Here is a 26936-nt window from a genome sequence, read left to right as displayed (position 1 = left end):
CCAGGCAAAACCGCCCGCCATAACAACACCCGTCGACCAGCCGTCATCGGATCGACATGGGCCTTCCTTTTCCAGGCGTATGCCTACCTGTCACAAAGCTCGTGCAGAGTTATCTGCGCGCCCTACCCGCTTGCCAGGAGTCTTACGACATGAGGCCAGAAATCGCTGTGTTGGATATACAGGGTCAGTATCGGGTTTACACGGAGTTCTATCGCGCGGACGCTGCTGCAAAGACCATCATCATGGTCAATGGCTCCATGGCCACCACGGCATCCTTCGCCCAAACCGTGAAAAGCCTGCACCCGCAATTCAATGTGGTTTTGTACGACCAGCCCTACGCTGGCCGTTCCAAAATCCATAACCGCCATGAGCAAATGCTGACGAAGGACATCGAAGGCCAGATCCTCCTGGAACTCATCGACCACTTCGCCGCCGAACACGTGCTGTCGTTCTCCTGGGGCGGCGCCGCCACCCTGGTCGCCCTCGCCCACCGCCCGCGGCGCGTGGAGAAGGCGGTGATCAGCTCGTTCTCACCGGTGATCAATACGCCCATGCGCGACTACCTTGAACGTGGCGTTGACTACCTCGGCAACCTCGACCGCGACCGCGTCGGGCACCTCGTCAACAACACCATCGGCAAACACCTGCCGTCGCTGTTCAAGCGCTTCAACTACAAACATGTGAGCAGCCTGGCCGAGCACGAATATGGGCAGATGCACTTCCACATCAGCCAAGTGCTCAACAGCGATCGGCTGTGCTATCTCAAGGCGGCCAAGCAGATCGACATTCCGGTGCTGTTCTTGAACGGCGAATGGGACGAATACACCAGCGCCCAGGACGCCAAGTTGTTTGGCCAGCATGTGACCCACAGCAGCTTCAGCACCATCCAGGCAACGGGGCACTTCCTGGACATGGAACACAAGGCCGCGTGCCGGGACAGCCGGGAGGCCGTTATTGGGTTTCTGAAATCGGAGCGGCCGGTCAGCCGATTGCGTTATCACCAAGGTCAGACTCAACATGCCTTTGCAATCTGATTGTGTGGGAGCTGGCTTGCCTGCTCCCACATAGGCCTGTAACCCACACATTTTTGAAGAAAAACTTCAAATCCGGGTGAACATCTGGTACAAAGTCAGCCGCTCTGAGCGGGTATAGTTTAATGGTAGAACAGTAGCTTCCCAAGCTTCCGACGAGGGTTCGATTCCCTCTACCCGCTCCACTTAATTGTTGGTCCAACGTCAAGATGGTTTTGACGGGGGATGCATGAAAAAACCGGCCCTGGTGGCCGGTTTTTTTATGTCTAGAATTCGGTGGTTCGACACGCGTGGCAACTTCGCACAGACAAAACCCAGGCGATTCGGATGGCCGCGTAGGCGGTTTCGCTTAATTCAACACTGCGCCTACGAGCACATTCTCCTAGCAAATTCTGGCAACAGAAATCGTCTTTGAAACCGAAGTGTTCCCGCCCCATCCTCCGCAACCTTTGCGATCAGTCATTCCTGTTGCAAGTCATCGCAAGAAACCGATATCCGCCAGGCAAAAAAAATGGCAAAAGAGGTGTGAAAATGCCGCAAACACTGACGACATTCGATATGGCCGAGCTGCTCGACAGTGATGAGGCCATCAGTGAGTACCTCTCTCAGGTGCTGGCCGACGGCGATAACGAAGAGTTTCTGCGTGCAATCGGCTACGTGGCCAAAGCCCGAGGAATGACAAAGATCGCCACAGAGACGGGTATGGGTCGCGAGAGTCTTTACAAGGCGTTCTCCCCCGGCGCAAAACCGCGCTTTGAAACAGTCCTCAAAGTACTCCACTCGCTAGGCATTGATCTGTTTGCACGGCCTGGACATGCCACCAATCACTCAATTATTTGAGCACGCGGCCCGGCCGGCACAGCGACGACGCCCGTCAAGGCATTGAAACAAGCGCAGGTTTAACAGGCTTCCAACCGACCAAGGCGATGAGCAACGTCACCAACTGAAAGGCGACAATCAACCCCACACACCCCGTCCAGCCCCAGCGTTCCCAGATCAATGCCGGGACGATCGCCCCGCAGCTACCGCCCAGGTAATAGCAGGTGAGATAAATCCCCACGGCACCCGCCTTGTTATCGCCGGCATTGGCCGTGGTGAACGCATTGGCGGCGGCCTGGGCGAGGAATACGCCGGTGGAGCTGAGGGCCAGCCCCAACACGATGCACCACAGCGTTGGCACAAGGGTCAGCACGGTACCCGTGATGCCCAGCACGACAGCGACAGTCAGCAATTGGCCATGGGGCCGGGCTTTGCTGAGGCGCCCGGCAATGGGGATCACGATCAATGCCAGCAGGAACACCATGTAAAGCGTGCCCAAAGCCGCAGGACCGAGGTTGAATGGCGGCAGACCAAGGTACAACCCCACGTAGGTAAACGCCGCAACCTGGGAAAACAACACGCAAAAACCTACGGCATAAGCCGCCAGCAATGGCTGACGAAAAACCCCCGATGAAACGGTTGCCAGCGACACCGCACGCGCCCGGCTAACCGGCAACAGAAACTGAATGAACCCGCCCACCATCAGGCTCAATGCCGCGAGCAACTCGAAGGCTTCGCGCCAGCCCACGTACTCCGTCATCACACCAGTGACGAAACGCCCGGCAAACCCACCCAGCACGGTGCCCGCCACGTACAAGCTGGTGACTTCGGTGACCGTGCCACCCCTCCAACGGTCGCCGATATAGGCCACGCTGGTGGCGAACACCACCGGAATCACCATGCCCTCGACAAACCGCCACACCAGCACTTCGGTAAAACTGTCGGCATAGGCCGTCATCAACGCTGGCACAGCCAACAGCAGCGCCGCCACGCAGATCACCGTGCGTTGCTCGAAACGGCCTGTCAGGCGACTGACAAACGGCGCCGTGATCGCGACAGCCAACGTCGTCACGGTAATACTCCACCCCGCCGTCTTGGCGCTGATCTGAAACTGCGCGGCAAACGTCTGAAGGATGCTCTGGGTCGCATAAAGGTTGAGAAACGCCGCGCAGCCACACAGGAACAGGGCAAGACGGGCACAATGCAGGCGCGGTTTCATGAAACCTCTCGTTTTATTTTGAGCGGTCTTTATAGAATGCCCTGCAGGTCTTGAACCAATACCGAATCAGGACCGATCAATACCCGAGGGCCAGGATGCTCGACCTACGCAAGCTGCGATACTTTCTGATGGTCGCCGAAGAATTGCACTTCGGCCGCGCCGCCCTTCGCCTGCACCTGGCCCAGCCGCCACTGACCCGACAGATCTCGGCGCTGGAAGCCGAGCTGGGTTTCAAGCTGTTCGATCGCACCAGCCGCACAGTGACGCTGACGGCACAAGGCCGGTCGTTCTTGCCCTATGCACGTGGTGTGCTGGAGCAGGTGGAACTGGCGCAGGTCATCGCCGGCAAACTCGCGGCAGGCACCGCCGGGCAACTGACGCTGGGGTATGTCAGTTCGATTGCCTTGTCAGACCTGTTTAGCCAGGCGATCCAGGCGTTTGCCCAACGCTTTCCCGATGTGCAACTGACCCTCGTGGAATGTGCCTCCGGCAACCTCGGTGCGCAGGTGGCCGACGGGCGGCTGGACGTCGGGCTGAGTCGTTTATTGCCACAGAGCAAAGAGGTGCAAGCGCTGTCGCTGGGCGAGGAGCGGCTGGTGGCGGCGTTATCCACCGACAGCCCGCTGGCGAGCCAGGCGCAGGTCAGCTTGGCGCAGCTCGGTGGTTATCCGCTGATCCTGTTCCCGGCGGATTACGGATCGGGGCTGAACCAGTCCATCGAGCAGCTCTACCGCCGCCACGGCCAGCCGCTGCGACCAGGGCCGACCGGGCGGCAGATCACCTCGATCATCGCCCTGGTCGCGGCAGGGCAAGGCGTGGCACTGGTGCCAGAATGCACGCAAAGCTTGATGAACAAAGGCGTGACCTACCGGCCGTTGGTGGAAGTGGATGCGAGCGCGCAGTTACTGGTGCTGACGCCAACTGCATCAAAAAGTGTGCTGGTTGACGCGTTTCTCAGCGTGATGACGCAGGCCCTACACATCCGGTAATACCTGCGCAAAACCTCGCAATACCTCTCTCTGGCGCCGTTGCAGCGCGCTCATACACTTCAGTCACTGCCTGACGAAATACCGGTCATCGGCCGTCGGTGGGTAGAGTGTTGATGATTTTTCTTTGTGGTTATAGTCACCACCAAAACACACCACAAGGAGGTGCTGTGGATGGCCGATATTTGATAGGCAGCCAAGAGCATCCTGAAACAAGCGCTGCTGAGCTAAGCGTCCCTGGAGGACAACAGACATGCTTTACCCCATCGCAATTTCAACCGGTGACGAGAACCACGCCTGGGGTGTGGAAGTGCCGGACATTCCCGGCTGTTACTCCGCCGGCGACGACCTGGACGACGCCATGGCCATGGCCCGTGAAGCCATCGAAGGGCACTTCGAGATCCTCGCGGAAGACGGCGCGCCGATTCCCAATGCGCAGAAAGTCACCGTACATGCCGCCAACCCACAGTACGCAGGTTGCACCTGGGCAGTGGTGGATATCGATGTCACCAAGTACCTGGGCAAGGCGCAGAAACTCAACATCACTCTGCCGGGCTACCTGTTGAACCGCATCGATGACTATGTGCTGCATCATCCCGAAGAAAAAAGCCGCTCGGGGTTCCTGGCATCGGCGGCGCTCAAGGTGTTGCAACAAGACCACTAGCATCCCGTCAGCAAAGTCTGACTGCGGCGAAGAGCTAATATCTAAATGATGTCAGCTCCTTCCTCCGAGATTGAGATCACGGTCATGCTTGAACCCACGCAACACACGCCAAAAGCCATACAACGCCAGGTGGTAGGCTGGGTGCTGGTTTTGCCACTGCTGGTCTCGTTTTTGAGGTTGCCCTTTCCATTCGGGCTGCTGCTGGGGTTGGGATCAATTGCAGCGTCGGCCTATGGCATACGGTTGGCCAGACAGCATGCCAACCGACGCCTGACCGTGTTCGCCTCAATACTCACCGCGCTCAATGTCATTTCACTGGTGCTGATGGGGACAGCGTCATTTCTTAAGGCTTTGTATGATATTTCCTGGATTTACTGGTATCCACACTACTCAAACTGGGTGTACTGGAACCTCTAGGCGCAGAAAAAATTCAATCGCAAGAAACGCAGTTTTCAATCGGGCGGATGCAATTACAGTAGTGCCGTAACGTTCACCCACAGGAGTCCGCCCATGCCGTACGAATACACACTCATGCCCTCCCCCGTCGGCCAACTCACGCTAGTGGCCCGTAACGGAAAACTCAGCGCGATCCTGTGGGAAACCGAACGAGCCAACCGTGTGCGCCTGGGCGAATTGCACGAGGCCAACGACAGCCCGGTGCTGCTGGAGGCGCAGCGCCAGTTGCAGGAATACTTCGCCGGCACCCGTAATCAGTTCACCCTGGAACTCGACTTCACCGGCACCGATTTCCAGAAGCAGGTGTGGCAGGCACTGCTGACCATCCCCTTCGGCGAAACCCGCAGCTACAGTCAGATCGCCCAGCAGATCGGCAACCCCAAGGCAGTACGCGCCGTAGGCGCAGCCAATGGGCGTAATCCGATCTCAATCATCGCGCCCTGCCACCGGGTGATTGGTGCCTCGGGTGAGCTGACCGGGTTTGCCGGCGGCCTGCAAGCCAAGCAGTATTTGCTCGCACTGGAAGGCACCGGCCAAGCGGAATTGGCGTTCTGAAAGCAGCAACAAAAACGGCGATTGGAATCTCTCCAACCGCCGTTTTTTTTAATTTCAGACAACAGACTCAGCCGTCGCCCTGATGGCCTTTACCGTAGGTCGATGCCAGCGCGCGAGCCTTCTGCAAACGCTCCTCCAGCTTGGGCAGCGTCTCATCCACCAACGCTTTTATTTCCGGCACATCCGACGCAGCACCTTCCTGTTTGAACAGGGCAATGGCCTCTTCGTTTTCCTTGACCTGTTGCGCGGTGTAGGCCGCGTCAAAGGAGTCGCCATCCTTGAGCTCGGGCATCAGGGTCTCGGCTTTGTCGACGATCTTTTCCCGCGGCGCCACCGGCAGTTCAAGCTTCTTGGCGATGGCCGCCAGGTGCTGGTTGGCCAGGGTGCGCTCGTTGATCACCTCAATGGTGTAGTCCTTGATTTCCTGGGACGAGGTTTTGGCGTGGGCCATGCGACTGGTTTCGATATCGGCCATGCCTTTGGCCGACGCCTGCTCGATGAATTCAGCGGGCGACTGAGCGAAAGCATTGCTGGCGCCGAGGCCCAGCAGCATCGCGAAACTGGCGGTGCGTAACCGGATAGCCATGCGGCTCATGATGGGTTCCTCCAGGGCAAAAATAAGCGCGAGGGAACACTCCCCGCCCTGAATTCGAATTTTCATGGCGGCAAAGGTTTAGAAAATACTTGTCAGTGCGACGAACGGTCGCCCTGGCGTCTCTGCGCGGGAGTGCAATGCTGAACACAGCACAAATCAAAATGTGGGAGCTGGCTTGCCTGCGATGGCTTTGTTCTAGGCGCTGAGGCTTTTTGGTCGGAGTACATATCCGTTATTTAGGTAACGGCTGATTAGGGTTCCGCCCTTACGGCGGCTCACTTTGGAAAAGCCCCAAAGTAAGCAAAGGGCTCTTGCCCCACCACTCGGCACCTCGCCTAGGCTCGGTGTGCCCGAACGAAGGCTTGAATCCGTGGGCCGCCGTCATGGGCCATCCCTGGCCCAGGACGGCTAACCCGGCGTCCTGCCGGGTTACCCACGGATTCAAGCCTGCGTTCGGCCAGCGTGGTTAACGGGGCGCCTAAGATCAAAAGCTGAAAAGCCAAAGCCAAAGCCAAAGCCAAAGCCAAAGCCAAAGCCAAAGCCAAAGCCAAAGCCAAAGCCAAAGCCAAAGCCAAAGCCAAAGCCAAAGCCAAAGCCAAAGCCAAAGCCAAAGCTTCGGGTTTTGTCAGGTTCAGTAGGTGTGTAGATACCTATGGCTATCGCAGGCAAGCCAGCTCCCACAATTGATTGCTACATCAGCCCTCCCGCACCCGCCCAATCAACCACTGCAACCCCGAATCCCCACCCCGCCGCACGTGCCACGCCAACTCCACCGCAAACGAGGGGATATGAAACGGTGGCGGCACCGCCAGCAGGTGTGGGTGATCAATGTTGAGCAAGCCCCGCGACGACACGGTCAAGATCAAATCCGTACCCTGGATCAACTGCGGCGCCACGCCCCAGTGCGGGAGGCTGATCGCCACATGGCGTCGCTGACGAATCGCGGTCAACGCCCGCTCGATTTCCGGCGTGCCACTGCCGCGCATTTCCAGCAACACATGGGGACGCGATAGATAGGTGGGCAGGTCCAGCGTACCGTCAGCCGGCAAGCTGTCGCGGTCGACCAGGCAGGTGTAGTGCTCTTCAAACAGCGGCGTAGTACGCAGCTCCGCCGGCATGTCAGGAAAGACTCCAGCAGCCAGGTCGAGATCACCATTGAGCACGCCCTCCACCATGCCCTCACGGCTGGCCTGGATGATTTGCAGGTCGATACCCGGCGCTTCACGGCGCAGCATGCGCACCAAGTCCGGTAGGAAAATCGCCGCGCTGTAGTCCGACATCGCCACGCGAAAGCGGCGCTTGGCCGAGGCCGGATCAAACCGGTTGGGCGCCAGCAGCGCTTGTACCTGGGCCAGCGCCTCGGCGAGCGGTGCCGCCAGTTCCAACGCGCGCGCGGTGGGCACCAACGTGCCGCCCTGGCGCACCAGCAACAGGTCGCCGAGCAATTCCCTCAACCGCGCCAGCGCATGGCTGACCGCCGGCTGGCTCAGGTGCACACGTTCAGCGGCACGGGTGACGTGTTGCTCGGTGAGCAAGGCGTCGAGGATCACCAGCAGGTTGAGGTCGATGCGGCGCAGATCATTCATCAGCTGCATGCTCAGCATAAGAACTTGGAATTTAAATTTGCGCGACGAATACCTTAGAGTCCAGCAAAACCTCTGGGAGATTCACAATGACGACCTTGCACTGGCTGGGTTTATTGGCGCTGGCAGTGATTGCCGGGGCGGTGGTGCCGTTTCAAAGCGCAATCAACGCCAACCTCGGGCGTGGGCTCGGGCACCCGCTGTGGGCCACCCTGGCGTCGCTGCTGGTGAGCATCATCGTGTTGCTGCCGGTGATTGTGGTGCTGCGCTTGCCGTTACCGAGCCTGGGCTTTGTCAGCAAAGCTCCGTTGTGGATGTGGGCCGGTGGCGCGTTTGGTGTGTGTTTTATTTCCCTGGCGTTGATGCTGCTGCCCAAGTTGGGCGCGTCGGGGTTTATTGCGCTGGCCATGGCCGGGCAGATTCTGGCGTCACTGGTGCTTGATCACTTTGGCCTGTTCGGCCTGGCGGAGCGCGAGCTGACAACGCCCCGGGTGCTGGGGGCGTTGTTGTTGATCGGCGGCGTGGCGTTGATTCAGTTCAGCGCAACGCCCCCGGCGATCAGCGCGGCGACATAATCCGGCGGGGCATGCAGGTCGCAATTGCGCCCGGCCTTGGCCACCTGGCCGGGTAGTTCATGGCCCAGCAGTGCCGGCAAGCGCCGGGACATCTGCAACAGATGCGGCAAGTCGATACCGGTATGAATCCCGACCTCCGCACACAGGTTCACCAAATCTTCCGTACAGATATTGCCCGACGCCCCCGGCGCAAACGGGCAACCGCCGAGGCCACCGAGGGCCGCGTCAAAACGCCGGGCACCGGCTTCGTAGGCGGCCAGCACATTGCACAACCCCAGGCCACGGGTGTTGTGGAAATGCAGGGTCAGGTCGGCGGCGGGCACGCGTTGCAGCACCCGCTTGACCAGGCGCGCTACCTGACGCGGGTTGGCCATGCCGGTGGTGTCGGCCAGCGTGATGCCCTGGATGCCCAGTTCACGATAAGCGTCCACCATCTGCACTACGCGGTCTTCATCGACCGCGCCTTCGAACGGGCAACCAAATGTGGTCGCAATGCTACCGTTGAGGCCCACCGGGTGGTCGGCGGCAAAGCTGACGATCTCGCCGAAGGCCGCCAAAGACGCCTCGCAGCGCATGCGCAAGTTGGCCAGGTTGTGGCTCTGGCTGGCGGACATCACCAGGTTCAACTCATCGGCGCGAGACGCGATGGCACGCTGGGCGCCCTTGAGATTGGGGATCAGCGCCACGTAGATGACACCCGGCTTGCGCGCGATGCCCTGGAACACCTGCTCGCCATCGCGCAAGGCCGGAATCGCCTTGGGCGAGACGAACGAACCCGCTTCGATCCGCGAGAAACCGGCGCGGGAAAGCTGGTCGATCAAGGCGATCTTGTCGGCCGTCTCCACCCAGGTCGGTTCGATTTGCAAGCCATCACGCGGGGACACTTCCTGCACGATCAGCGCGTCTGAATAATCCTCAATCACCGCCAGCTCCTTCAACGACGCTCGTCAGCCAAGCGATTGATCCCAGCCTGCTCTAGCACCGGTTGCGGCGCGCCATGACTGGCCGCCTGCAACATCGCCCGGCCAACCGTCTCGGTGCTCACCACCCAACCCGGTTTTACCCGGCGCACCAACGATAGCAGTGGCCCCAGCACCGAATAAAACGCCTGGTACAACGGCGTCTTCGAGCGCACGCCGTGCAACGGTTGGATCACCCCCGGCCGGAACAGGTACACCGCCTTGAACGGCAGGCGCAACAAGGCATTTTCGGTCTTGCCCTTGACCCGCGCCCACATCGACTTGCCCGCCTCGGAACTGTCGGTGCCGGCGCCGGACACGTAGATAAAGGTCATCTGCGGATTGAGCCGCGCCAGGGTGCTGGCTGCGACCAAAGTGAGGTCATAGGTGAGGTGGGTGTAGTGGGTTTCGTTCATGCCCGCCGACGACACGCCGAGGCAGAAGAAGCATGCATCAAAGCCTTGCAGCAGGTTTTCCAGGGGTTGGAAATCGAGCATGTCGCTGTGCAGCACCTGGTGCAGCTTGCCGTGTTCCTGGGTCAGCGGCGTACGGCCGACGGCGACGACTTCCTGCACGTCGGCCGCCAGCAGGCATTCACGCAGAACACCTTGGCCAACCATGCCGGTGGCGCCGAATAACAGAACTCTCATAGGGGGACCTCAGCGGCAAGCCGCAAGCTTCAAGCGACAAGTTGAATGCAGTTCAGCTTGTAGCTTAACGCTTGCGGCGTGTCAGTGCCCCGTTAGAAAGCGCTGCGAAAGATCTCTTCTATTTGTCTTTGATCCGCGCGCCGTGGATTGGTCAGCCCACACGCATCCTTCAACGCATTGCTGGCGAGCAACGGAATGTCCTGCAACTTGGCGCCGAGTTCGCGCAGGCCCGCGGGAATATCTACGTCCTGGGACAAACTGCGGATCGCCGCAATCGCCGCCTGGGCACCCTCTTCCACGGTGACGCCTTTGACATCGGCACCCAACGCGCGGCCCACGTCACTCAAGCGTTTGGCGCTGACGCTGGCGTTGAAGCTCTGCACATGGGGCAACAACACCGCGTTGCACACACCGTGGGGCAAGTCATACAGGCCGCCCAGCTGGTGCGCCATGGCGTGGACAAAACCCAGGGACGCGTTGTTGAACGCCATGCCGGCGAGGAATTGCGCGTAGGCCATGTTTTCCCGCGCGGCCTTGTCGCTACCGTCGCGCACGGCCAGGCGCAGGTTGGCGCTGATCAGTTCGATGGCCTTGATCGCGCAGGCGTCGGTGATCGGCGTGGCAGCGGTGGACACGTAGGCTTCGATGGCGTGGGTCAGGGCGTCCATGCCGGTGGCGGCGGTGAGGCCCTTGGGCATGCCGACCATCAGCGCCGGGTCGTTGACCGACAGCAGCGGCGTGACGTTGCGATCGACGATGGCCATTTTCACGTGGCGGCTTTCGTCGGTGATGATGCAGAACCGGGTCATCTCGCTCGCAGTGCCGGCAGTGGTGTTGATGGCCACCAGCGGCAGTTGCGGTTTGCTCGACTGGTCCACGCCTTCGTAGTCGCCGATATGCCCGCCGTTGGTGGCGCACAGCGCGATGCCCTTGGCGCAGTCATGGGGCGAACCGCCGCCCAGGGATACCACGAAATCGCAGGCGCTTTCCTGCAACAGCGCCAGGCCTTTCTCGACGTTTTCCACATTGGGGTTGGGCTTGGCGCCGTCGTAGATCACCGAGTCGATGTCCTGCATCGCCAGTTTCTCGGCGATCATGCTCGCCACGCCGGCTTTGGCCAGGCCCGCGTCGGTGACAATCAGCGCCTTGTGAAAGCCGTAATTGCGAATGGCGGTCATGGCTTCGTCGAGGCAATCAGTGCCCATGATGTTGACGGCGGGAATAAAGAAGGTGCTGCTCATGGCTAATCCTCGTAGGCTTTATGCCTACAGAATCAACCGCTGACGGGCAGAGCATCTTGATCAGGATCAACGCCCGCTCGTGATAAAGTCACCGCCCAGCCGATTTCGAGTAGACCCGCCGCAATGAAGGATTTCCAGGATATTGACGCCCACCTTGAAGACTGGAGCGCCCTGCGCAGCGCCATCGACTTCAGCGGGATTCTGATCGGCAACGGCGCCAGCCGTACGGTCTGGGAAGACTTTGCCTACGACTCGCTGTTCGAAAACGCGCGCACCGTCGAAGAAAAACCCCTGAGCCCATCCGAACTCAGCGTGTTCGACGCCCTGCAAACCCGCAGTTTCGAGCAGGCCCTGGGCGCGCTGAAAACCACCAGCCGGGTCAACAAGGCACTGGCGGTCAGCTCGGCGGCGCCGCGCAATCGCTACTACGCGATCAAGGAAGCGCTGATCAACACCATCCACGCCGTGCATATCCCGTGGCGCCTGGTGCAGCCGTCGACACTGGAGACGATCAACCGCGAACTGGCGAGCTACTCGACGGTATTTACCAGTAACTACGACTTGCTCAACTACTGGGCGATCCTGCACACACCGGGCATCGACGACCTGTTCCGCAGCGCCGACGCCAGCTTCGACCTGCGCAACACCCAGACCGACGCCACACGCATCCTCTATTTGCACGGCGGCCTGCACCTGGTGCGCAACCTCGACGGCACCGCGCGCAAATTGCCGACCACCGACAGCACCCTGCTCAGCAGTTTTGCGATCAACAACACGATCAAGACCCTGGACGACGTGCCGCTGTTTGTCAGCGAAGGCAAGGTGGAAGAGAAACTGAAGACCATCCGCAGCTCGGATTACCTGTCGTTCTGTTATGAGCAGTTGCTTGGCCATCAGGGCGCGCTGTGCGTCTTTGGCCACGATTTGGGCGCGCAGGATAAACACTTGGTGGATGCGATTCGCCAGGCCAAGTTGAGCACCCTGGCGATTTCGGTGTCGGGGCGTAGTGATGGGTTTATTCGGCAGCAGAAGCGGCGGTATTCGGAGATGTTCGAGGGGACGGGCGTGGAGCTGAGGTTCTTCGCTGCGCGCACTCACCCACTGGGCAACTCAGCACTGTCCGTCCCAGTCGAACACTGATCTCCAGAACAAAGGAGATCCTCTGTGGGAGCTGGCTCCCACAGTAGATTGCATTTCAAACAGGCATAGCGGTCACTCTTCCGGGCTGTGCACCACCACCAACAACTGCGCCTGCACCGGCCCCACCGACCGCAGCCGATGCGGTTTCTGCGCATTGAAATGCAGCGCATCACCGCGCTCCAGAATCACCCGCTCGTTCATAAAGTCCACCTCCACCTGGCCTTCATGCACAAACAGAAACTCCTCCCCCAGGTGCTCCTTGAAGGTCTTGTCGGTGAACTCCGCCGGCGGGTAAATGATGAACGGCAACAGGCTGCGTTCACTGACCTGATGGGCCAGCACCGCATAACCCGGCGCGGTGTCGGGCCGTTCATGGCTGCGTACCAGGCTGTAGCTGTCGAGGCTGACGCTGTCTTCGCTGAACAGCTCTTCAACTTTCACGTTCAACGCCTTGGCCAGTTTCAGCGCGGCCGCAATCGACGGCGTATTGAGTCCGCGCTCAACCTTGGACAAATAACTCTTGGTCATGCCGGACTTTTCGGCCAGCACATCCAAGGTAACGCCAAGTTTTTTTCTCAATAATTTCAAACGGATAGACATGTGCTGCGGTTAGTCCATGCAGAAAACGATAAGCTGCGCTTGCCAATGACACTTTGTGTCATATAGCATCTTTAGTGTCATTTGCGTTCACCCAACGACCTTGCGAGCAGCGGGAGACCAGCAAACCAGACGTCCATTGAACCACCCAAAGGACACCGAGATGGCCAAGACATTAGCACTCCCCAAAGAACAACTGGTCAAGCAAGCGCTGATCCAGATGCAAAACACCCTGGCGGATAATACGTGGACCGACCGGCAAAAGCTGGCGCTCACGTGCCGCATCCTGTTCGAGAACGGCCACGACTCCGGCCTGGCCGGGCAGATCACCGCCCGTGGGCCAACGCCTGGCACCTATTACACTCAGCAACTGGGCTTGGGCTTTGACGAAATCACCGCGAGCAACCTGCTGCTGGTCAACGAGGACCTTGAAGTCCTGGAAGGCCATGGCATCCCCAACCCGGCCAACCGTTTCCACAGTTGGGTGTACCGTGGGCGGCCGGATGTGAATTGCATCATCCACACGCACCCCACGCACATCGCGGCACTGTCGATGCTGGAAGTGCCGTTGCAGGTGTCCCACATGGACCTCTGCCCGCTGTACGAAGACTGTGCATTCCTGGAAGCCTGGCCGGGCGTGCCGGTGGGTAATGAAGAAGGCGAAATCATCACGGCGGCCCTGGGCGACAAGCGCGCGATCCTGCTGTCGCACCACGGCCAACTGTCCACCGGGGCGAGCATCGAGGAAGCCTGTGTGATCGCGCAGTTGATCGAACGTGCAGCCAAGTTGCAGTTGCTGGCCATGGCGGCGGGCACCATCAAACCGATCCTGCCGGAACTGGGGCGTGAAGCCCACGACTGGATCTCCCGGCCCAAGCGCCACGGCGCCGCGTTCAATTACTACGCCCGGCAGAACCTGCGCCAACACGCCGATTGCCTGAACTGATTGCCCTTTTTCGACCGGAGACCTCTCATGTCCAGCCCAACCATCCACGGCATCATCGGCTACACCATCACCCCTTTCAGCGCCGACGGTTCACGCATTGACCTCGACGCCCTGGGCCGCTCCATCGACCGTTTGATCGCCAGCGGCGTGCATGCCATCGCGCCCTTGGGCAGCACCGGCGAAGGCGCCTACTTGAGCGACGCCGAATGGGATGAAGTGAGCGCCTATAGCCTGGCAAAAATCGCCCGGCGCGTGCCCACCGTCGTCAGCGTGTCCGACCTGACCACCGCCAAGGCCGTGCGCCGCGCCCGTTACGCCGAAGCCAATGGCGCCGACGTGGTGATGGTGCTGCCGGCGTCCTACTGGAAACTCAGCGAAGCGGAAATCCTCGCCCACTACGCCGCGATTGGCGACAGCGTCGGCGTGCCGATCATGCTCTACAACAACCCGGCCACCAGCGGCACCGACATGTCGGTGGAACTGATCCTGCGCATCATCCAGCAGGTCGCCAACGTGACGATGGTCAAGGAGAGCACCGGGGATATCCAACGCATGCACCAGTTGCATCGCCAGAGTGACGTGCCGTTCTACAACGGCTGCAACCCGCTGGCGCTGGAAGCCTTCGCGGCCGGTGCCAAGGGTTGGTGCACGGCGGCGCCGAACCTCATCCCACAGCTCAACCTGGATTTGTACGACGCCGTGCTGGCCAATGACCTGACAAAGGCACGGGCGCTGTTTTATCGCCAGTTGCCGTTGCTGGAGTTCATTCTCAAAGGGGGTTTGCCGGCGACGATCAAGGCCGGGTTGCGTTTGACCGGGTTGGAGGTGGGCGATCCGCGGTTGCCGGTGTTCCCGCTGGGTGAAGCGGCAATCGAACAGCTCAAAGCACTGCTGCGCTAACCACCACAATCCAAAATGAAGAGTAAAAAGTAACCTGTGGCGAGGGAGCTTGCTCCCTCGCCACAGGGACAGCGTGAGCTCTTAATTAGCGCTTTGCATTTCAGGTCTTGTCTTTGATCGTGGTACTCGGGCCATTGCTCTTGACGCTCGCAATGCCATTGTCCCGCGCCGCTGTCGAGGAATACTGCTCGCTGTTGCCGATCACTTGGTGATTGGCAGCCTTGAGGGTGAAATACGGCTGGCCATTGCTGGCCACTTTTCGCTCATAGCGCTCGTCATGCGGGCTGTTGGTCTGCACAGAAGCAATGCCATTTTCAGCTGCGCTGCGGGTGGTGTAGCGCTCGCTGGTCAAAATGATCTCAGCGTTCGCGGCCTTCAATACAAAGCGGAACTGCCCGTCGCTGCTCTTGCTCAACTCATACCATCCAGCCATGACTTTCTCCTTTTTGAGTGGGATTTAGTTCACTAGCGTGTAGGAGTAAAGGTCATGCCCAGCTTATTGCCAGCCGCGCATCGGCAACGACATATTTAGATAGAGACAAATAGCAATGGTTCTCGATACCATTCGCGACTTTCCTACGTCGTGCTTCGTCAAGAAGGATATTCATGTCTCGTCCCAAGCCCGACCCGTTGTCGGCCGATGCCTTTCGCGGTTTTTATACAGATATCCTGTATTTCCTGCGCAAACGCACGGACAACGCCAGCGACGCGGCGGACATGACCCAGGATGTCTTCACCCAATGGCTGGACTACCGCGACCGCGCCAAGGTCGAGCAGCCACGGGCGTTTCTGTTCCAGATGGCACGCAACCTGCTGCGCGATCATTGGCGTAAACAGAAGGTACGGCAGACCGTCCACCAGGATCAGGCCGAAAGGGACTTGGAACCTGCCACCGACGAGCAAAACGAGCCCATGGCCGCCGCGCAACGCTTGCAACGCCTGGAACAGTTGAAAGAAGTCCTCGCCGAACTCTCGCCCCGCCGACGAGAAGCCCTTATGCTGCACCGCTTCGAAGGCCTGAGCCAGGCGCAGATCGCCGAACGCATGGGCATTTCCACCAGCATGGTGGAAAAGCACATCGCCCTGGCCCTGTTGCATTGCAAGCGACGCCTTCAACACGAACCCGGCACGGAGCAGCCAGAATGAACCGCCTGAGCGACATCGACATCGAGGACAGCGACTCCATCGACGCCCAAGCCGCCAGCTGGTTTGCACGCAACCACGCCGACACCGACCGCGCCGACCGCAAGGCCTTTGCCGCCTGGCAGGCCGAGCCGGCCCATGCCCGCGCCTATGCGGAATTCGAGCAACTGTGGGCAGACCTCGCCCAGTTGCAGCAATTGAACAAACCCGTGGCGCTGCCCCAACGCAAGCCGTCCGTGTGGCGCCCGGCCCTGGCGGTGGCCGCAGCAGTAATCTGCGCCGTGTTGGCCACCCACATTGGCGCGCCCCGCGAGCTCTATCACAGCCAGGTCGCCGCCCACGCCAAAGGCATGCGCACCCTCAACCTGCCCGATGGCAGCACCCTGTACGTGAATGCCAACACCCAACTGCGCGTGGACTTCAACGCGCACCAGCGCATCGTGCACCTGGACAAGGGCCAGTTGTACATCGAGGTGGCGCCCGACAAGGAACGGCCATTGTTCGTACAAGCCGGTGAGGCGAATGTGCGGGTGGTCGGCACCGGTTTTGATGTGCGCCGTAGCCAGCAGCAACTGGTGGTCAGCGTTGCCCACGGCCAAGTGGCCTTCGCGCCGGACGCAAAAAACCCGGTCGCCTTGCTCGGCGCCCAGCAACGCGCCACCTACAGCTACGCCAAGGGCACGCTGCAACAGCAAACGCTGAATGCCGAGGAAGTCGCCGACTGGCGCAGCGGCCACTTGTCGTTTCGCAATCGCGAGCTGGCCAGCCTGATCGACGAGTTGAGCCTTTACCGTCCGCAGGCGCCGCTGCAAGTCAGCCAGGCCGTAGCGCAGTTGAAGGTGTCGGGCAACCTTGACGTAAATGACCCCGACGCCCTGCTCAACGCCCTGCCCGCCCTGCTGCCGGTGAAAACCGTGGCCTTGGCCGATGGCGTGGTCAGGATCGAATCGAGCCAGTAAGGCTTATTTGAGAATATTTTGCATTCGCAGGTGTGGATTTGTTTACCAGCCCCGTCTTCCCCCGGTCTGTGTTTGATAAGCACACCTTTTTGGCTATTTAGCCGCACCGGGGGATTTCATGTTTCGCGCGCCTTGCCACGCTTCGCACCTGTTTCTTCGACCGACCCTCATCGCCAGTTGCCTGGTATTGAGCCTCAGTGCCCAGGCCGAATCGCTCACGCTGCAACTGCCTGCACAGTCGCTGGCCACGTCCCTGAGCCAGGTGGCGCAGCAGGCGAAAATCCAGCTGCTGTTCGATGAAGAACTGCTCAAGAACGTGCAGGCGCCAGCACTCAACGGCGACTTCACGCCGGAAGTGGCGATTCGTACCCTGCTGAAAAACGGCGAGTTCACCCTGATCAAGGTCGGCAGCACCTACGTCGTGCGCCCCGATGAGGGCAAGACCACCAACAGTGGCGTTGTTCAACTGGATGCCCTGAGCGTGATCGGCACCGGTAGCCAGGTCGACTCCAGCACCGTGGGCCGCTCCACACTGAGCCAGGCGGATATCGACCGCTACCAGCCCGATAACATTCCTTCACTGTTGCAGACCCTGCCCGGCGTATCCATGGGCGGCTCACCCAAGCCGGGCGGCCAGACCATGAACATCCGCGGCATGGGCGATGCCGAGGATGTGCCGATGACCGTGGATGGTGCGGCCAAAAGCGGGTTCGAGCGTTATCAACAAGGCACCATCTTCATCGAGCCCGAGTTGATCAAAAGCATTGAGGTGGAAAAAGGCCCTTACTCGCCATTTACCGGTAACGGCGGTTTTGGCGGCACGGTCAACATGATCACCAAGGACGCACCCGACCTGCTCAAGGACGGGCAAAATGCCGGGGCGATGGTCAAATACGGCTACGCCAGCAACAACCACGAGCAGGTCTACACCGGCGCCGTGTATGGCCGCACCGACGACGGCCGCATGGACGGCCTGGCCTACCTGACCAAGCGCGACGGCGACGACCTCAAGCTTGCCGGCACGCCGCCCGATCCGCGCAATGAATACCCGATCAACCCCAAACGGCTGCCCAACAGCGCGCAGGATGTCGAAGGCCAGCTGTTCAAGTTCAACGCGTATTTCACCGATGAACACAGCATGGGCCTTTCTTACTCTCGCGCCCAAAGCCAACGTATGACGCCGTTCTCGGCTAAGTCCTACCCATCACCCCCGAAACAACCTGCCATCGACCGTTATGGCTACGCAACGGCGGTGTCTCGCTTCCTGGCCGACCGCGACACAGTGGACACCACCTGGTCGAGCAAGTACGAGTACCACCCACTGAACAACCCGCTGATCGACCTGAAGCTGAGCTACTCGGAGTCCAATACCGACCAGACCGATGAGCGCGCCGAGAATGCCGTCATTGGCCTGGCCACCGGTGGACGCAAGATGGACACGTCCTACACCGACCGCATCCTTGAATTACGCAATACCAGCCTGCTGACCACCGGCCCGCTGGAGCACGCGGTGACCACGGGCGTGCAGATCCGCAAGCACAAGCGCGAAACCGAGAGCTGGATGCCGGGCGCCACCTACAACACCGCCAATTACAACTATGGGCACTTCCAGCCGTACTTCATGCCCCACGGCAAGGTCGATAGCAACGCGTTCTACATCCAGGACGCGATTACCCTGGGCGACGTGACCCTCACGCCGTCCCTGCGTTACGACCACGTGCGCAACCGCGGCGAAGCCAACGATGCGCCGTACTACAGCAGCCCTGACCCGAAAGTGGGCCACGACTACAGCGACCGCACCTACACCGGATGGTCGCCGCGCCTGGCGGCGTTCTGGAACGTAACCCCGGATGTGGCCTTCTTCGCCAGTTGGAACCGTACGTGGCGCGCGCCGGTGATCGATGAACAGTACGAAGTCCAAGGCGCTATCAGCACCCGTAGCGCCACCAGCCTGAACCTCGACCCGGAGCGCATTACGGCGATTACCGCGGGCAACGTCACCAATTTCTCAGGCCTCTTCACCCGTGAAGACAACCTGCAACTGCGCACCACGTTGTTTCACAACCGCATCGAAGACGAAATCATGAAGGCCACCGGCATTGGCTGCGAACGGCAGTTGACCGTGTCGGGCAGTATCGATTCGGTATGCAGTGACGCGGCGTCCAGGACCAACTATCGCAATGTGGGTGGCATGACCATCAAAGGCGTCGAGCTGGAAAGCTACTACGACTCGACCTACCTGTTCGGCTCCCTGACGTATTCCTGGGCCACAGGCAAGCGCGACAACCCCTACACCAACCCCTGGGCGACAGACCTGCACGTGTGGGCGCGGGATATCCCACCGGCCAAATGGGTGGTGGTGCTGGGTACCAAGATCCCGAGCTGGGACGCGCAGGTGGGCTGGCAGGGCCAGTTCGTACGCAAGACCGATCGCGTGCCCACCGATGTTTACGCGGGCGGTTTGAACTCCAGCATCGGCGACTTCATCTACGACCAGACGGAGAACGCCAGCTACGACACACAAGGCCTGTTCGCCAATTGGAAACCACAGCAGGCTGGCCTTAAGGGCACCGAGATCAACTTCACCGTCGACAACCTGTTCAACCGCTTCTACCAACCGGCACTCAGCGGCGAAGGTGTCTACAGCCAAGGTCGCAACGCCAAGATCAGCATCACGCGCTTCTTCTGAAAAACTGTACGGATAAATCCGCACCCAGCTGTAGGCCCTTGATTGGCGGGGGGTGTGGCTAGATGGGCTTCCCTTGAAGCCCTTTCGATTTCGGTCCCACTCCATGAGCTCGCGCGAAAACACCGGCATGGCCCTCGGCCTGCTGGGCGTCATCATCTTCAGCCTGACCCTGCCCTTCACCCGCATCGTGGTGCAGGAAATCCACCCGCTGCTCAACGGCCTCGGCCGTGCGCTGTTCGCGGCGGTCCCGGCGGCGGCGTTGTTGCTGTGGCGCCGTGAACAATGGCCGACCTGGCGCCAGGTGCGCGGGCTGTGCCTGGTGATTGCCGGGGTGATCCTCGGCTTCCCGGTGCTGTCAGCGTGGGCCATGCAAACCCTGCCGGCGTCCCATGGCGCGCTGGTCAACGGCCTGCAACCGCTGTGCGTGGCGCTCTATGCGGCGTGGCTGTCCCATGAGCGGCCGTCCAAAGCCTTCTGGGCCTGCGCAGCGTTGGGCAGTGGCTTGGTGCTGAGTTATGCGTTGATCACCGGCGCGGGCAGTATTCAGGCGGGCGATTTGTTGATGCTCGGCGCCATCGCCGTGGGTGGCCTCGGTTATGCCGAGGGCGGCCGATTGGCCAAGGAGATGGGCGGCTGGCAGGTGATCTGCTGGGCGCTGGTGCTCTCTACGCCCGTGTTGATCGGCCCGGTGTGGTACCTGGCGGCGCAGCATCAAGGGGCGATTTCCATGGGAACCTGGTGGGCGTTTGGCTACGTGTCGCTGTTCTCGCAGTTCCTGGGGTTCTTTGCCTGGTATGCCGGGTTGGCCATGGGCGGGATCGCTCGGGTGAGCCAGATCCAGTTGTTGCAGATCTTCTTTACCATCGCGTTTTCGGCGTTGTTCTTTGGTGAACAGATCGAGCCGATTACCTGGGTGTTTGCCTGTGGGGTGATTGTGACGGTGATGCTGGGGCGCAAGACCAGCGTGCAGCCAGCACCCATAGCCAAAGCTGGTTCAATCTAATGTGGGAGCTGGCTTGCCTGCGATGCAGACACCTCGGTGAGTCAGATGTACCGAGGTGATCCTATCGCAGGCAAGCCAGCTCCCACAAAAGCCAGCTTCCACAGGCACGGTGCTCACTTTAGTTCAGGTAACCATCCGCGCGCAGCAGGGTTTCCAGGCAGTGTTCGGTGATGTGGTAGAACGCCTTCAGTTCCTGGATTTTCTCCAGCAACTGCACATTGTCCACCGGCTCCGCACGCTTCACCGCGAGGATCATCTTGTTCTTGTTGGTGTGATCCAACGAGATGAACTCAAACACCTTGGTCTCATAACCACAGGCTTCCAGAAACAGCGCACGCAAACTGTCGGTGACCATCTCGGCCTGCTGGCCCAGGTGCAAACCGTATTGCAGCATCGGTTTCAACAGCGCCGGGCTCTGGATCTGCAGGCGGATCTGTTTGTGGCAGCACGGCGAGCACATGATGATCGACGCACCGGAGCGGATGCCGGTGTGGATCGCATAGTCGGTGGCAATGTCGCAGGCATGCAGGGCGATCATCACGTCCAGTTCGCTGGGCGCCACGCTGCGCACGTCGCCGCACTTGAACACCAGCCCCGGGTGCTCCAGGCGCGCGGCGGCGGTGTTGCACAGGGTCACCATGTCTTCGCGCAGCTCGACCCCGGTCACCTCGCCCTCGGCCTTGAGGGTGTTGCGCAGGTAATCGTGGATGGCGAACGTCAGGTAGCCCTTGCCCGAACCGAAATCGGCCACGCGCACCGGCTGGTCGAGCTTGAGCGGTGAGGTGGTCAGCGCATGGCTGAACACTTCGATGAACTTGTTGATCTGCTTCCACTTGCGCGACATCGACGGGATCAGCGCCTGCTTGGCGTCGGTCACGCCGAGGTCGGCGAGGAATGGCCGGCTGAGGTCGAGGAAGCGATTTTTCTCGCGGTTGTGCTCGGCGCTCGGCGCCTCGCGCAGTTGCTGCGGCTTGCTTTTGAACAGCGAGCTTTTGTTCTTCTTGCTGTACTCCAGTTGGGCTTCGTCGGTCAGCGACAACAGGTGTGCGTTCTTGAACTGCACCGGCAGCAGCGCGGCAATCGTCGCCACGCCCTCGGCCACGGGGAAGTTCTTGGTGATGTCGCGGGTTTTATAGCGGTAGACGAAGGACAGGCATGGCTGCTCCTTGACCGTCACTGGCTTGATGATCAGCCGTTGCAACTCGGTTTCTTCACCGACGTACTTGGCCAGCACCAGCTTGATAAAGGCGTTCTGCGCGAGGCTGGTGCCAAGCAGTTCAATGAACTGGGCGTGGTGGTCGCTGACGGGTTGAGCGGTGACAGACATGAACAAAAACGCCTCGGGCAGGGAATGCCGGGCATTTTAGGGGGGATGGGGCTTGAGGGCACGGGGTTATTTGACTAACGGTCGATGAACCGCCACAAACCAAATGTGAAAACAGGCTTGTGTGGGAGCTGGCTTGCCTGCGATGCAGACACCTCGGTGAGTCAGATGTACCGAGGTGATGCTATCGCAGGCAAGCCAGCTCCCACATGAAACAGTGCCCACATTTATATCAATGGTGTCTGGGTTATTTGAGGACGATCAGGCGGTTCGGCAGCTCGTTACGCGTCTGCGTCACCGGCACATGCACCTTCAACAACTCGCCACACGCCTCGATGCAGTCGATAAACCCGGCCAGCGTCTGCCCCTGCTTCACCTGCTGGGTAAACGCCTGCACGATGGCATCCCAACTGCCGTCATCCAAACGCGTGGAAATCCCGTCATCCACCAGGATTTCCACATACCGCTCCGCCTCGCTGACAAAAATCAGCACGCCGGTGCTGCCCAAGGTGTGGTGCAGGTTCTGCTCCAGAAACTGCCGCCGTGCCAGGTTGGACGCGCGCCAGTGGCGCACCGAACGCGGGATCAGCCGCGTGGTGACCTTGGGCAGGCGAAACACCAGGCACAACACAATAAACGTCGCCCATTGCGCCAGCAGCAAGGTGTACATGGTCAGGTAGCCCGACAGGTAATGCACCACACCCGGCACCACCAATGCGATTAGGCTGGCCCACAACAGCGGGATATAGGCGTAGTCATCGGCGCGGGCCGCCAGTACCGTCACCAGCTCTGCGTCGGTGGTTTTCTCCACGCGAGCAATCGCTTCGGCCACTTGGCGCTGCTCGTGTTCAGTCAGTAATGCCATGGTTGTAGATGCTCTTTTCTAGTTATTGTCATTACCAGCCACCCGAGGCCCCGCCGCCGCCGAAGCCACCGCCGCCGCCCCGGAAACCACCGCCACCGCCGCCGCCCCCGCCGCCGCCACGACCACTGCTGCTGAGGATCGCCAACAGGATCGCGCCCACCGGCAGGCCCAGGCGATTGCACAGCCACAACACGCCGATCAGCAGGATAAACAGGCCAATGGAAAACCCCGGATTATCCTTGGCAAAGTTGGCATCCGCCACATGCGCAGGCACCGCCAGCGGATCACCGCCCACCACCTGCACCATCGCGGCCACGCCGTCGCTGATGCCCTGGCTGTAATTGCCGGCCTTGAACTTGGGCGCAATCACCTGGTTGATGATTACCCACGACTGCGCATCGGTGAGCACGCCTTCCAGGCCATAGCCGACTTCGATGCGCAACTTGCGCTCATCGCGGGCGACGATCAACAGCGCGCCGTTGTCCTTGCCCTTCTGGCCGATGCCCCAGTGACGGCCCAATTGATAACCGAAGTCTTCAATGGGCACACCCTGCAGGTCGGGCACGGTGACCACCACGATCTGGTCGCCCGAGGTTTGCTCCAGCGCCTGCAATTGCTGGGTCAGTTGCTCACGCGTGGCCGGGTCGATCATCTGGGCAGTGTCCACCACCCGCCCGCTCAGCGCCGGGAACGTCAGCGCTGCCTGGGCCACGCCCACGCAGGCCAACAGCCACAGCGCCAGGCCTATCCTTAATAAACGCATCGACACCTCAATGCAGCGTTATTTGAACTTCACTTGCGGTGCTTTATCGGCATCGGCGCTGGTGGCTTCAAAGGTCGCGCGGATCGGCAAGTCGCTGTACATCACGCTGTGCCACAGGCGGCCAGGGAAAGTGCGGATCTCGGTGTTGTAGGCCTGCACCGCCTGGATAAAGTCGCGGCGCGCCACGGCGATGCGGTTTTCGGTGCCTTCAAGCTGGGATTGCAAGGCCAGGAAGTTCTGGTTGGCCTTGAGGTCCGGGTAACGCTCGGACACCACCATCAAACGGCTGAGTGCGCCGCTCAAGCCGTCCTGGGCTTGCTGGAACTGCTTGAGTTTTTCCGGGTTGTCGAGGGTGCTGGCATCCACCTGGATCGAAGTGGCCTTGGCCCGCGCTTCGATCACGGCGGTGAGGGTGTCTTGCTCATGGGCGGCGTAGCCCTTGACCACTTCCACCAGGTTGGGGATCAGGTCGGCGCGGCGCTGGTACTGGTTCTGCACCTGGCCCCAGGCGGCTTTGGCCTGTTCGTCCAGGGTCGGGATATTGTTGATGCCGCAACCGCTCAGCACGCTGCTGATCAGTAGCAAAGCCGCGGCTTTCAAGCCCCAGCGGTAACCTTGTGCTGCTTGCATGGTGTTTCTCCTGGCGAACCTTGATGGAATTGGGCAGCCGTGAGGCATAATCCGCTACCACGACTGGATTGCATCGAATCAATCAGCTAAAAAGATGCCCACCGCTAATAAGAGTTCCGAAGTGTGCGGCATTTGTCGGTATAACACTCGAACAACAACATACGTCCCCCACATTTTGGCAGAACAGCGCGTTTTCGCTGGGCAGTGTGCCGAAAAAGGATATTCATGAAAAAGCTGTGTTTGCTCGGCCTTGTTGCCACTCTGGCCAGTCACCCCGTATGGGCAGAAACAAAGCCTGCTGCGCTTAAAGACAAGGACGCGTTTGTCAGCGACCTGCTCAAGCAGATGACCCTCGATGAAAAGATCGGCCAATTGCGCCTGATCAGCATCGGCCCTGAAATGCCCCGCGAACTGATCCGCCAGGAAATCGCCGCCGGCCGCATCGGTGGCACGTTCAACTCCATCACCCGCCCGGAAAACCGTCCGATGCAGGACGCGGCCATGCGCAGCCGCTTGAAGATCCCGATGTTCTTCGCCTACGACGTGATCCACGGCCACCGCACCATCTTCCCGATCAGCCTGGCCCTGGCCTCCAGCTGGGACATGGACGCGATCCACCGCTCCGGGCGCATCGCCGCCCAGGAAGCTGCGGCCGACAGCCTCGACATCACCTTTGCGCCGATGGTCGATATCTCCCGCGATGCACGCTGGGGCCGCACGTCCGAAGGTTTCGGCGAAGACACCTACCTTGTCTCGCGCATTGCCGAAGTGATGGTCAAGGCGTTCCAGGGCACCAGCCCGGCGAATGCCGACAGCCTCATGGCCAGCGTCAAGCACTTCGCCCTGTATGGCGCGGTGGAAGGTGGCCGCGACTACAACGTGGTCGATATGAGCCCGGTGAAGATGTACCAGGACTACCTGCCGCCGTACCACGCGGCGATCAAGGCCGGTTCCGGCGGCGTGATGGTGGCGCTGAACTCGATCAACGGCGTGCCCGCCACCGCCAACACCTGGCTGATGAACGACCTGCTGCGCCGCGACTGGGGCTTCAAGGGCCTGACCGTCAGCGACCACGGCGCGATTTTCGAGCTGATCAAGCACGGCGTGGCCAAGGACGGGCGTGAAGCCGCGAAACTGGCGATCAAGGCCGGTATCGACATGAGCATGAACGACTCGCTGTATGGCAAGGAGTTGCCGGGGCTACTCAAGTCGGGCGAGATCGAACAGAGCGACATCGACAACGCCGTGCGCGAAGTGCTCGGCGCCAAGTACGACATGGGCCTGTTCAAGGACCCGTACCTGCGCATCGGCAAGGCCGAGGATGACCCGGCCGACACCTACGCCGACAGCCGCCTGCACCGCGCCGAAGCCCGCGATGTGGCACGCCGCAGCCTGGTGTTGCTGAAAAACCAGAACGACACCCTGCCGCTGAAAAAGTCCGCAACCATCGCCCTGGTCGGCCCGCTGGCCAAGGCCCCGATCGACATGATGGGCAGTTGGGCCGCCGCCGGGCGCCCTGCGCAATCGGTCACCCTGCTGGACGGCTTGAACGCGGTGATCGGTGAAAAAGGCAAAGTGATCTACGCCCGTGGCGCCAATATCACCAACGACAAGGCCGTGGTCGATTACCTCAACTTCCTCAACTTCGATGCCCCGGAAGTGGTGGATGACAAACGCGCGCCGCAGGTGTTGATCGACGAAGCGGTGAAAGCCGCCAAGAGTGCCGACGTGATCGTCGCGGCAGTGGGCGAGTCCCGTGGCATGTCCCACGAATCCTCCAGCCGCACCGACCTGAACATCCCGCAAAGCCAGCGCGACCTGATCAAGGCCCTGAAAGCCACCGGCAAGCCGTTGGTGCTGGTGTTGATGAACGGCCGCCCGCTGTCGATCCTCGAAGAGAACCAACAGGCCGACGCGATCCTGGAAACCTGGTTCGCCGGCACCGAAGGCGGCAACGCCATCGCCGACGTACTGTTTGGCGACTACAACCCGTCGGGCAAGCTGCCGATCACCTTCCCCCGTTCGGTGGGGCAGATTCCGACCTACTACAACCACCTGACCATTGGCCGGCCATTCACACCGGGCAAGCCGGGCAACTACACCTCGCAATACTTCGATGACACCACCGGGCCGCTGTTCCCGTTTGGTTATGGCCTGAGCTACACCACGTTCAGCCTGTCGGACATGGCGTTGTCGTCCACCACCTTGAACAAGACCGGCAAGCTCGACGCCAGCGTCACCCTGAAAAACACCGGCAAGGTCGATGGCGAAACCGTGGTGCAGCTGTATATCCAGGACGTGGCGGGCTCGATGATCCGCCCGATCAAGGAGCTGAAGAACTTCCAGAAGATCATGCTCAAGGCGGGCGAAGAGCGCACAGTGCACTTCACCATCACCGAGGAAGACTTGAAGTTCTACAACACCCAGCTCAAGTTCGCGGCGGAGCCGGGTGAGTTCAATGTGCAGATCGGGCTGGATTCCCAGGATGTGCAGCAGCAGACCTTTGAATTGCTCTGATTTAAAGCTGTAAATGCAGTCAGTGTGGGAGCTGGCTTCTGTGGGAGCTGGCTTGCCTGCGATGCAGGCACCTCGGTGTATCAGTCATACCGAGGTGATGCCATCGCAGGCAAGCCAGCTCCCACAC

General features: G+C 60.4%; 28 protein-coding genes and 1 tRNA gene. 16 read left to right on the top strand and 13 right to left on the bottom strand.

The genetic code is table 11. The features are described 5' to 3' along the window. The first annotated feature begins 149 nt into the window (after positions 1 to 149). From ACU688_RS09735 to ACU688_RS09725, 3 genes are all read left to right on the top strand, one after another. Positions 150 to 1034, top strand: coding sequence for an alpha/beta fold hydrolase (locus tag ACU688_RS09735; RefSeq protein WP_448184538.1), 885 nt, complete (start codon positions 150 to 152; stop codon positions 1032 to 1034). Positions 1035 to 1142: 108 nt separating this feature from the next. Then, positions 1143 to 1216, top strand: a tRNA-Gly gene (locus ACU688_RS09730). Positions 1217 to 1562: 346 nt separating this feature from the next. After that, the gene (locus tag ACU688_RS09725) at positions 1563 to 1871 is read left to right on the top strand and encodes an addiction module antidote protein (RefSeq protein WP_448184537.1); all 309 of its coding nucleotides are present in this window, start codon (positions 1563 to 1565) and stop codon (positions 1869 to 1871) included. Positions 1872 to 1905: 34 nt separating this feature from the next. Here ACU688_RS09725 and ACU688_RS09720 read toward each other — a convergent pair whose 3' ends face one another. After that, positions 1906 to 3069: an MFS transporter gene (locus ACU688_RS09720; protein WP_448184536.1), complete on the bottom strand. Its 1164-nt coding sequence runs from the start codon at positions 3067 to 3069 to the stop codon at positions 1906 to 1908. A 95-nt stretch (positions 3070 to 3164) separates the two neighbouring features. On the opposite strand from ACU688_RS09720, the gene ACU688_RS09715 reads away from it, so the two are divergent. The 4 genes from ACU688_RS09715 (at position 3165) to ACU688_RS09700 (ending at position 5730) form a co-directional block, all read left to right on the top strand. Next, a complete protein-coding gene (locus ACU688_RS09715; protein ID WP_448184535.1) occupies positions 3165 to 4058 on the top strand; it encodes a LysR family transcriptional regulator in 894 nt (297 codons plus the stop codon). Between the two features lie 250 nt (positions 4059 to 4308). Beyond that, positions 4309 to 4719 carry a type II toxin-antitoxin system HicB family antitoxin gene (locus tag ACU688_RS09710; RefSeq protein WP_448184534.1) on the top strand — a complete coding sequence of 137 codons (411 nt, stop codon included), beginning with the start codon at positions 4309 to 4311 and terminating at the stop codon, positions 4717 to 4719. An 84-nt stretch (positions 4720 to 4803) separates the two neighbouring features. Then, a complete protein-coding gene (locus tag ACU688_RS09705; RefSeq protein ID WP_448184533.1) occupies positions 4804 to 5136 on the top strand; it encodes a hypothetical protein in 333 nt (110 codons plus the stop codon). 93 nt (positions 5137 to 5229) lie between these two features. Next, the gene (locus ACU688_RS09700; protein ID WP_448184532.1) at positions 5230 to 5730 is read left to right on the top strand and encodes a methylated-DNA--[protein]-cysteine S-methyltransferase; all 501 of its coding nucleotides are present in this window, start codon (positions 5230 to 5232) and stop codon (positions 5728 to 5730) included. A gap of 67 nt (positions 5731 to 5797) precedes the next feature. Here ACU688_RS09700 and ACU688_RS09695 read toward each other — a convergent pair whose 3' ends face one another. The 3 genes from ACU688_RS09695 to ACU688_RS09685 all read right to left on the bottom strand — a co-directional run bounded on the left by ACU688_RS09695 (position 5798) and on the right by ACU688_RS09685 (position 7920). After that, positions 5798 to 6325 (bottom strand): DUF4142 domain-containing protein, encoded by a 528-nt coding sequence (locus ACU688_RS09695; RefSeq protein WP_448184531.1) that lies wholly within the window; start codon positions 6323 to 6325, stop codon positions 5798 to 5800. 441 nt (positions 6326 to 6766) lie between these two features. Continuing rightward, entirely contained in the window at positions 6767 to 6994 is a 228-nt protein-coding gene (locus ACU688_RS09690) for a hypothetical protein (protein WP_448184530.1), read from the bottom strand. Positions 6995 to 7020: 26 nt separating this feature from the next. Beyond that, complete coding sequence (locus ACU688_RS09685) at positions 7021 to 7920, bottom strand: LysR family transcriptional regulator (protein WP_448184858.1); 900 nt, start codon at positions 7918 to 7920, stop codon at positions 7021 to 7023. Positions 7921 to 7997: 77 nt separating this feature from the next. Between ACU688_RS09685 and ACU688_RS09680 the strand changes: the two genes are divergently transcribed. Further along, positions 7998 to 8483: a DMT family transporter gene (locus ACU688_RS09680; protein WP_448184529.1), complete on the top strand. Its 486-nt coding sequence runs from the start codon at positions 7998 to 8000 to the stop codon at positions 8481 to 8483. Here ACU688_RS09680 and ACU688_RS09675 read toward each other — a convergent pair. The 3 genes from ACU688_RS09675 to yiaY all read right to left on the bottom strand — a co-directional run bounded on the left by ACU688_RS09675 (position 8441) and on the right by yiaY (position 11333). Beyond that, the gene (locus ACU688_RS09675; RefSeq protein ID WP_448184528.1) at positions 8441 to 9406 is read right to left on the bottom strand and encodes a hydroxymethylglutaryl-CoA lyase; all 966 of its coding nucleotides are present in this window, start codon (positions 9404 to 9406) and stop codon (positions 8441 to 8443) included. The two genes, ACU688_RS09680 and ACU688_RS09675, sit on opposite strands and share 43 nt — an antisense overlap. Positions 9407 to 9417: 11 nt before the next feature. Beyond that, positions 9418 to 10092, bottom strand: coding sequence for an NAD(P)H-binding protein (locus ACU688_RS09670; protein ID WP_448184527.1), 675 nt, complete (start codon positions 10090 to 10092; stop codon positions 9418 to 9420). Between the two features lie 92 nt (positions 10093 to 10184). After that, complete coding sequence (gene yiaY / locus ACU688_RS09665; protein WP_448184526.1) at positions 10185 to 11333, bottom strand: L-threonine dehydrogenase; 1149 nt, start codon at positions 11331 to 11333, stop codon at positions 10185 to 10187. 123 nt (positions 11334 to 11456) lie between these two features. Here yiaY and ACU688_RS09660 point away from each other — a divergent pair, with 123 nt between their 5' ends. Further along, complete coding sequence (locus ACU688_RS09660; RefSeq protein ID WP_448184525.1) at positions 11457 to 12473, top strand: DUF4917 family protein; 1017 nt, start codon at positions 11457 to 11459, stop codon at positions 12471 to 12473. Between the two features lie 72 nt (positions 12474 to 12545). Here ACU688_RS09660 and ACU688_RS09655 read toward each other — a convergent pair whose 3' ends face one another. Then, positions 12546 to 13073 (bottom strand): helix-turn-helix domain-containing protein, encoded by a 528-nt coding sequence (locus ACU688_RS09655; RefSeq protein WP_448184524.1) that lies wholly within the window; start codon positions 13071 to 13073, stop codon positions 12546 to 12548. A gap of 160 nt (positions 13074 to 13233) precedes the next feature. On the opposite strand from ACU688_RS09655, the gene ACU688_RS09650 reads away from it, so the two are divergent. After that, positions 13234 to 14016, top strand: a complete 783-nt coding sequence (locus ACU688_RS09650; protein WP_448184523.1) for an aldolase — start codon at positions 13234 to 13236, stop codon at positions 14014 to 14016. Positions 14017 to 14043: 27 nt separating this feature from the next. Beyond that, positions 14044 to 14916: a dihydrodipicolinate synthase family protein gene (locus ACU688_RS09645; RefSeq protein WP_448184522.1), complete on the top strand. Its 873-nt coding sequence runs from the start codon at positions 14044 to 14046 to the stop codon at positions 14914 to 14916. 100 nt (positions 14917 to 15016) lie between these two features. Here the strand turns inward: ACU688_RS09645 and ACU688_RS09640 are convergent, their stop codons facing one another. Continuing rightward, on the bottom strand, positions 15017 to 15349 hold the full coding sequence (locus ACU688_RS09640) for a YegP family protein (RefSeq protein ID WP_448184521.1): 333 nt from the start codon (positions 15347 to 15349) through the stop codon (positions 15017 to 15019). Between the two features lie 173 nt (positions 15350 to 15522). Between ACU688_RS09640 and ACU688_RS09635 the strand changes: the two genes are divergently transcribed. The 4 genes from ACU688_RS09635 (at position 15523) to ACU688_RS09620 (ending at position 20710) form a co-directional block, all read left to right on the top strand. Continuing rightward, complete coding sequence (locus ACU688_RS09635; RefSeq protein ID WP_448184520.1) at positions 15523 to 16062, top strand: RNA polymerase sigma factor; 540 nt, start codon at positions 15523 to 15525, stop codon at positions 16060 to 16062. Further along, positions 16059 to 17018, top strand: a complete 960-nt coding sequence (locus ACU688_RS09630; RefSeq protein WP_448184519.1) for a FecR family protein — start codon at positions 16059 to 16061, stop codon at positions 17016 to 17018. The genes ACU688_RS09635 and ACU688_RS09630 overlap by 4 nt, the downstream gene beginning before the upstream one ends. A gap of 118 nt (positions 17019 to 17136) precedes the next feature. Beyond that, on the top strand, positions 17137 to 19707 hold the full coding sequence (locus ACU688_RS09625) for a TonB-dependent receptor (protein ID WP_448184518.1): 2571 nt from the start codon (positions 17137 to 17139) through the stop codon (positions 19705 to 19707). A 103-nt stretch (positions 19708 to 19810) separates the two neighbouring features. Then, positions 19811 to 20710, top strand: a complete 900-nt coding sequence (locus ACU688_RS09620) for a DMT family transporter (RefSeq protein WP_448184517.1) — start codon at positions 19811 to 19813, stop codon at positions 20708 to 20710. A 118-nt stretch (positions 20711 to 20828) separates the two neighbouring features. Here the strand turns inward: ACU688_RS09620 and ACU688_RS09615 are convergent, their stop codons facing one another. The 4 genes from ACU688_RS09615 to ACU688_RS09600 form a co-directional block, all read right to left on the bottom strand. After that, on the bottom strand, positions 20829 to 22037 hold the full coding sequence (locus tag ACU688_RS09615) for a class I SAM-dependent methyltransferase (protein ID WP_448184516.1): 1209 nt from the start codon (positions 22035 to 22037) through the stop codon (positions 20829 to 20831). Between the two features lie 244 nt (positions 22038 to 22281). Next, the gene (locus ACU688_RS09610; RefSeq protein ID WP_448184515.1) at positions 22282 to 22899 is read right to left on the bottom strand and encodes a TPM domain-containing protein; all 618 of its coding nucleotides are present in this window, start codon (positions 22897 to 22899) and stop codon (positions 22282 to 22284) included. Positions 22900 to 22930: 31 nt separating this feature from the next. Next, the gene (locus ACU688_RS09605; protein WP_448184514.1) at positions 22931 to 23662 is read right to left on the bottom strand and encodes a TPM domain-containing protein; all 732 of its coding nucleotides are present in this window, start codon (positions 23660 to 23662) and stop codon (positions 22931 to 22933) included. 18 nt (positions 23663 to 23680) lie between these two features. Continuing rightward, positions 23681 to 24292 (bottom strand): LemA family protein, encoded by a 612-nt coding sequence (locus ACU688_RS09600; RefSeq protein ID WP_017737110.1) that lies wholly within the window; start codon positions 24290 to 24292, stop codon positions 23681 to 23683. Positions 24293 to 24517: 225 nt separating this feature from the next. Between ACU688_RS09600 and bglX the strand changes: the two genes are divergently transcribed. Further along, on the top strand, positions 24518 to 26809 hold the full coding sequence (gene bglX, locus ACU688_RS09595; protein WP_448184513.1) for a beta-glucosidase BglX: 2292 nt from the start codon (positions 24518 to 24520) through the stop codon (positions 26807 to 26809). Positions 26810 to 26936 lie beyond the last annotated feature (127 nt).

This window comes from Pseudomonas acericola (SeqCode), assembly GCF_053456465.1.
This window is presented reverse-complemented; position numbering and strand designations above follow the sequence as displayed.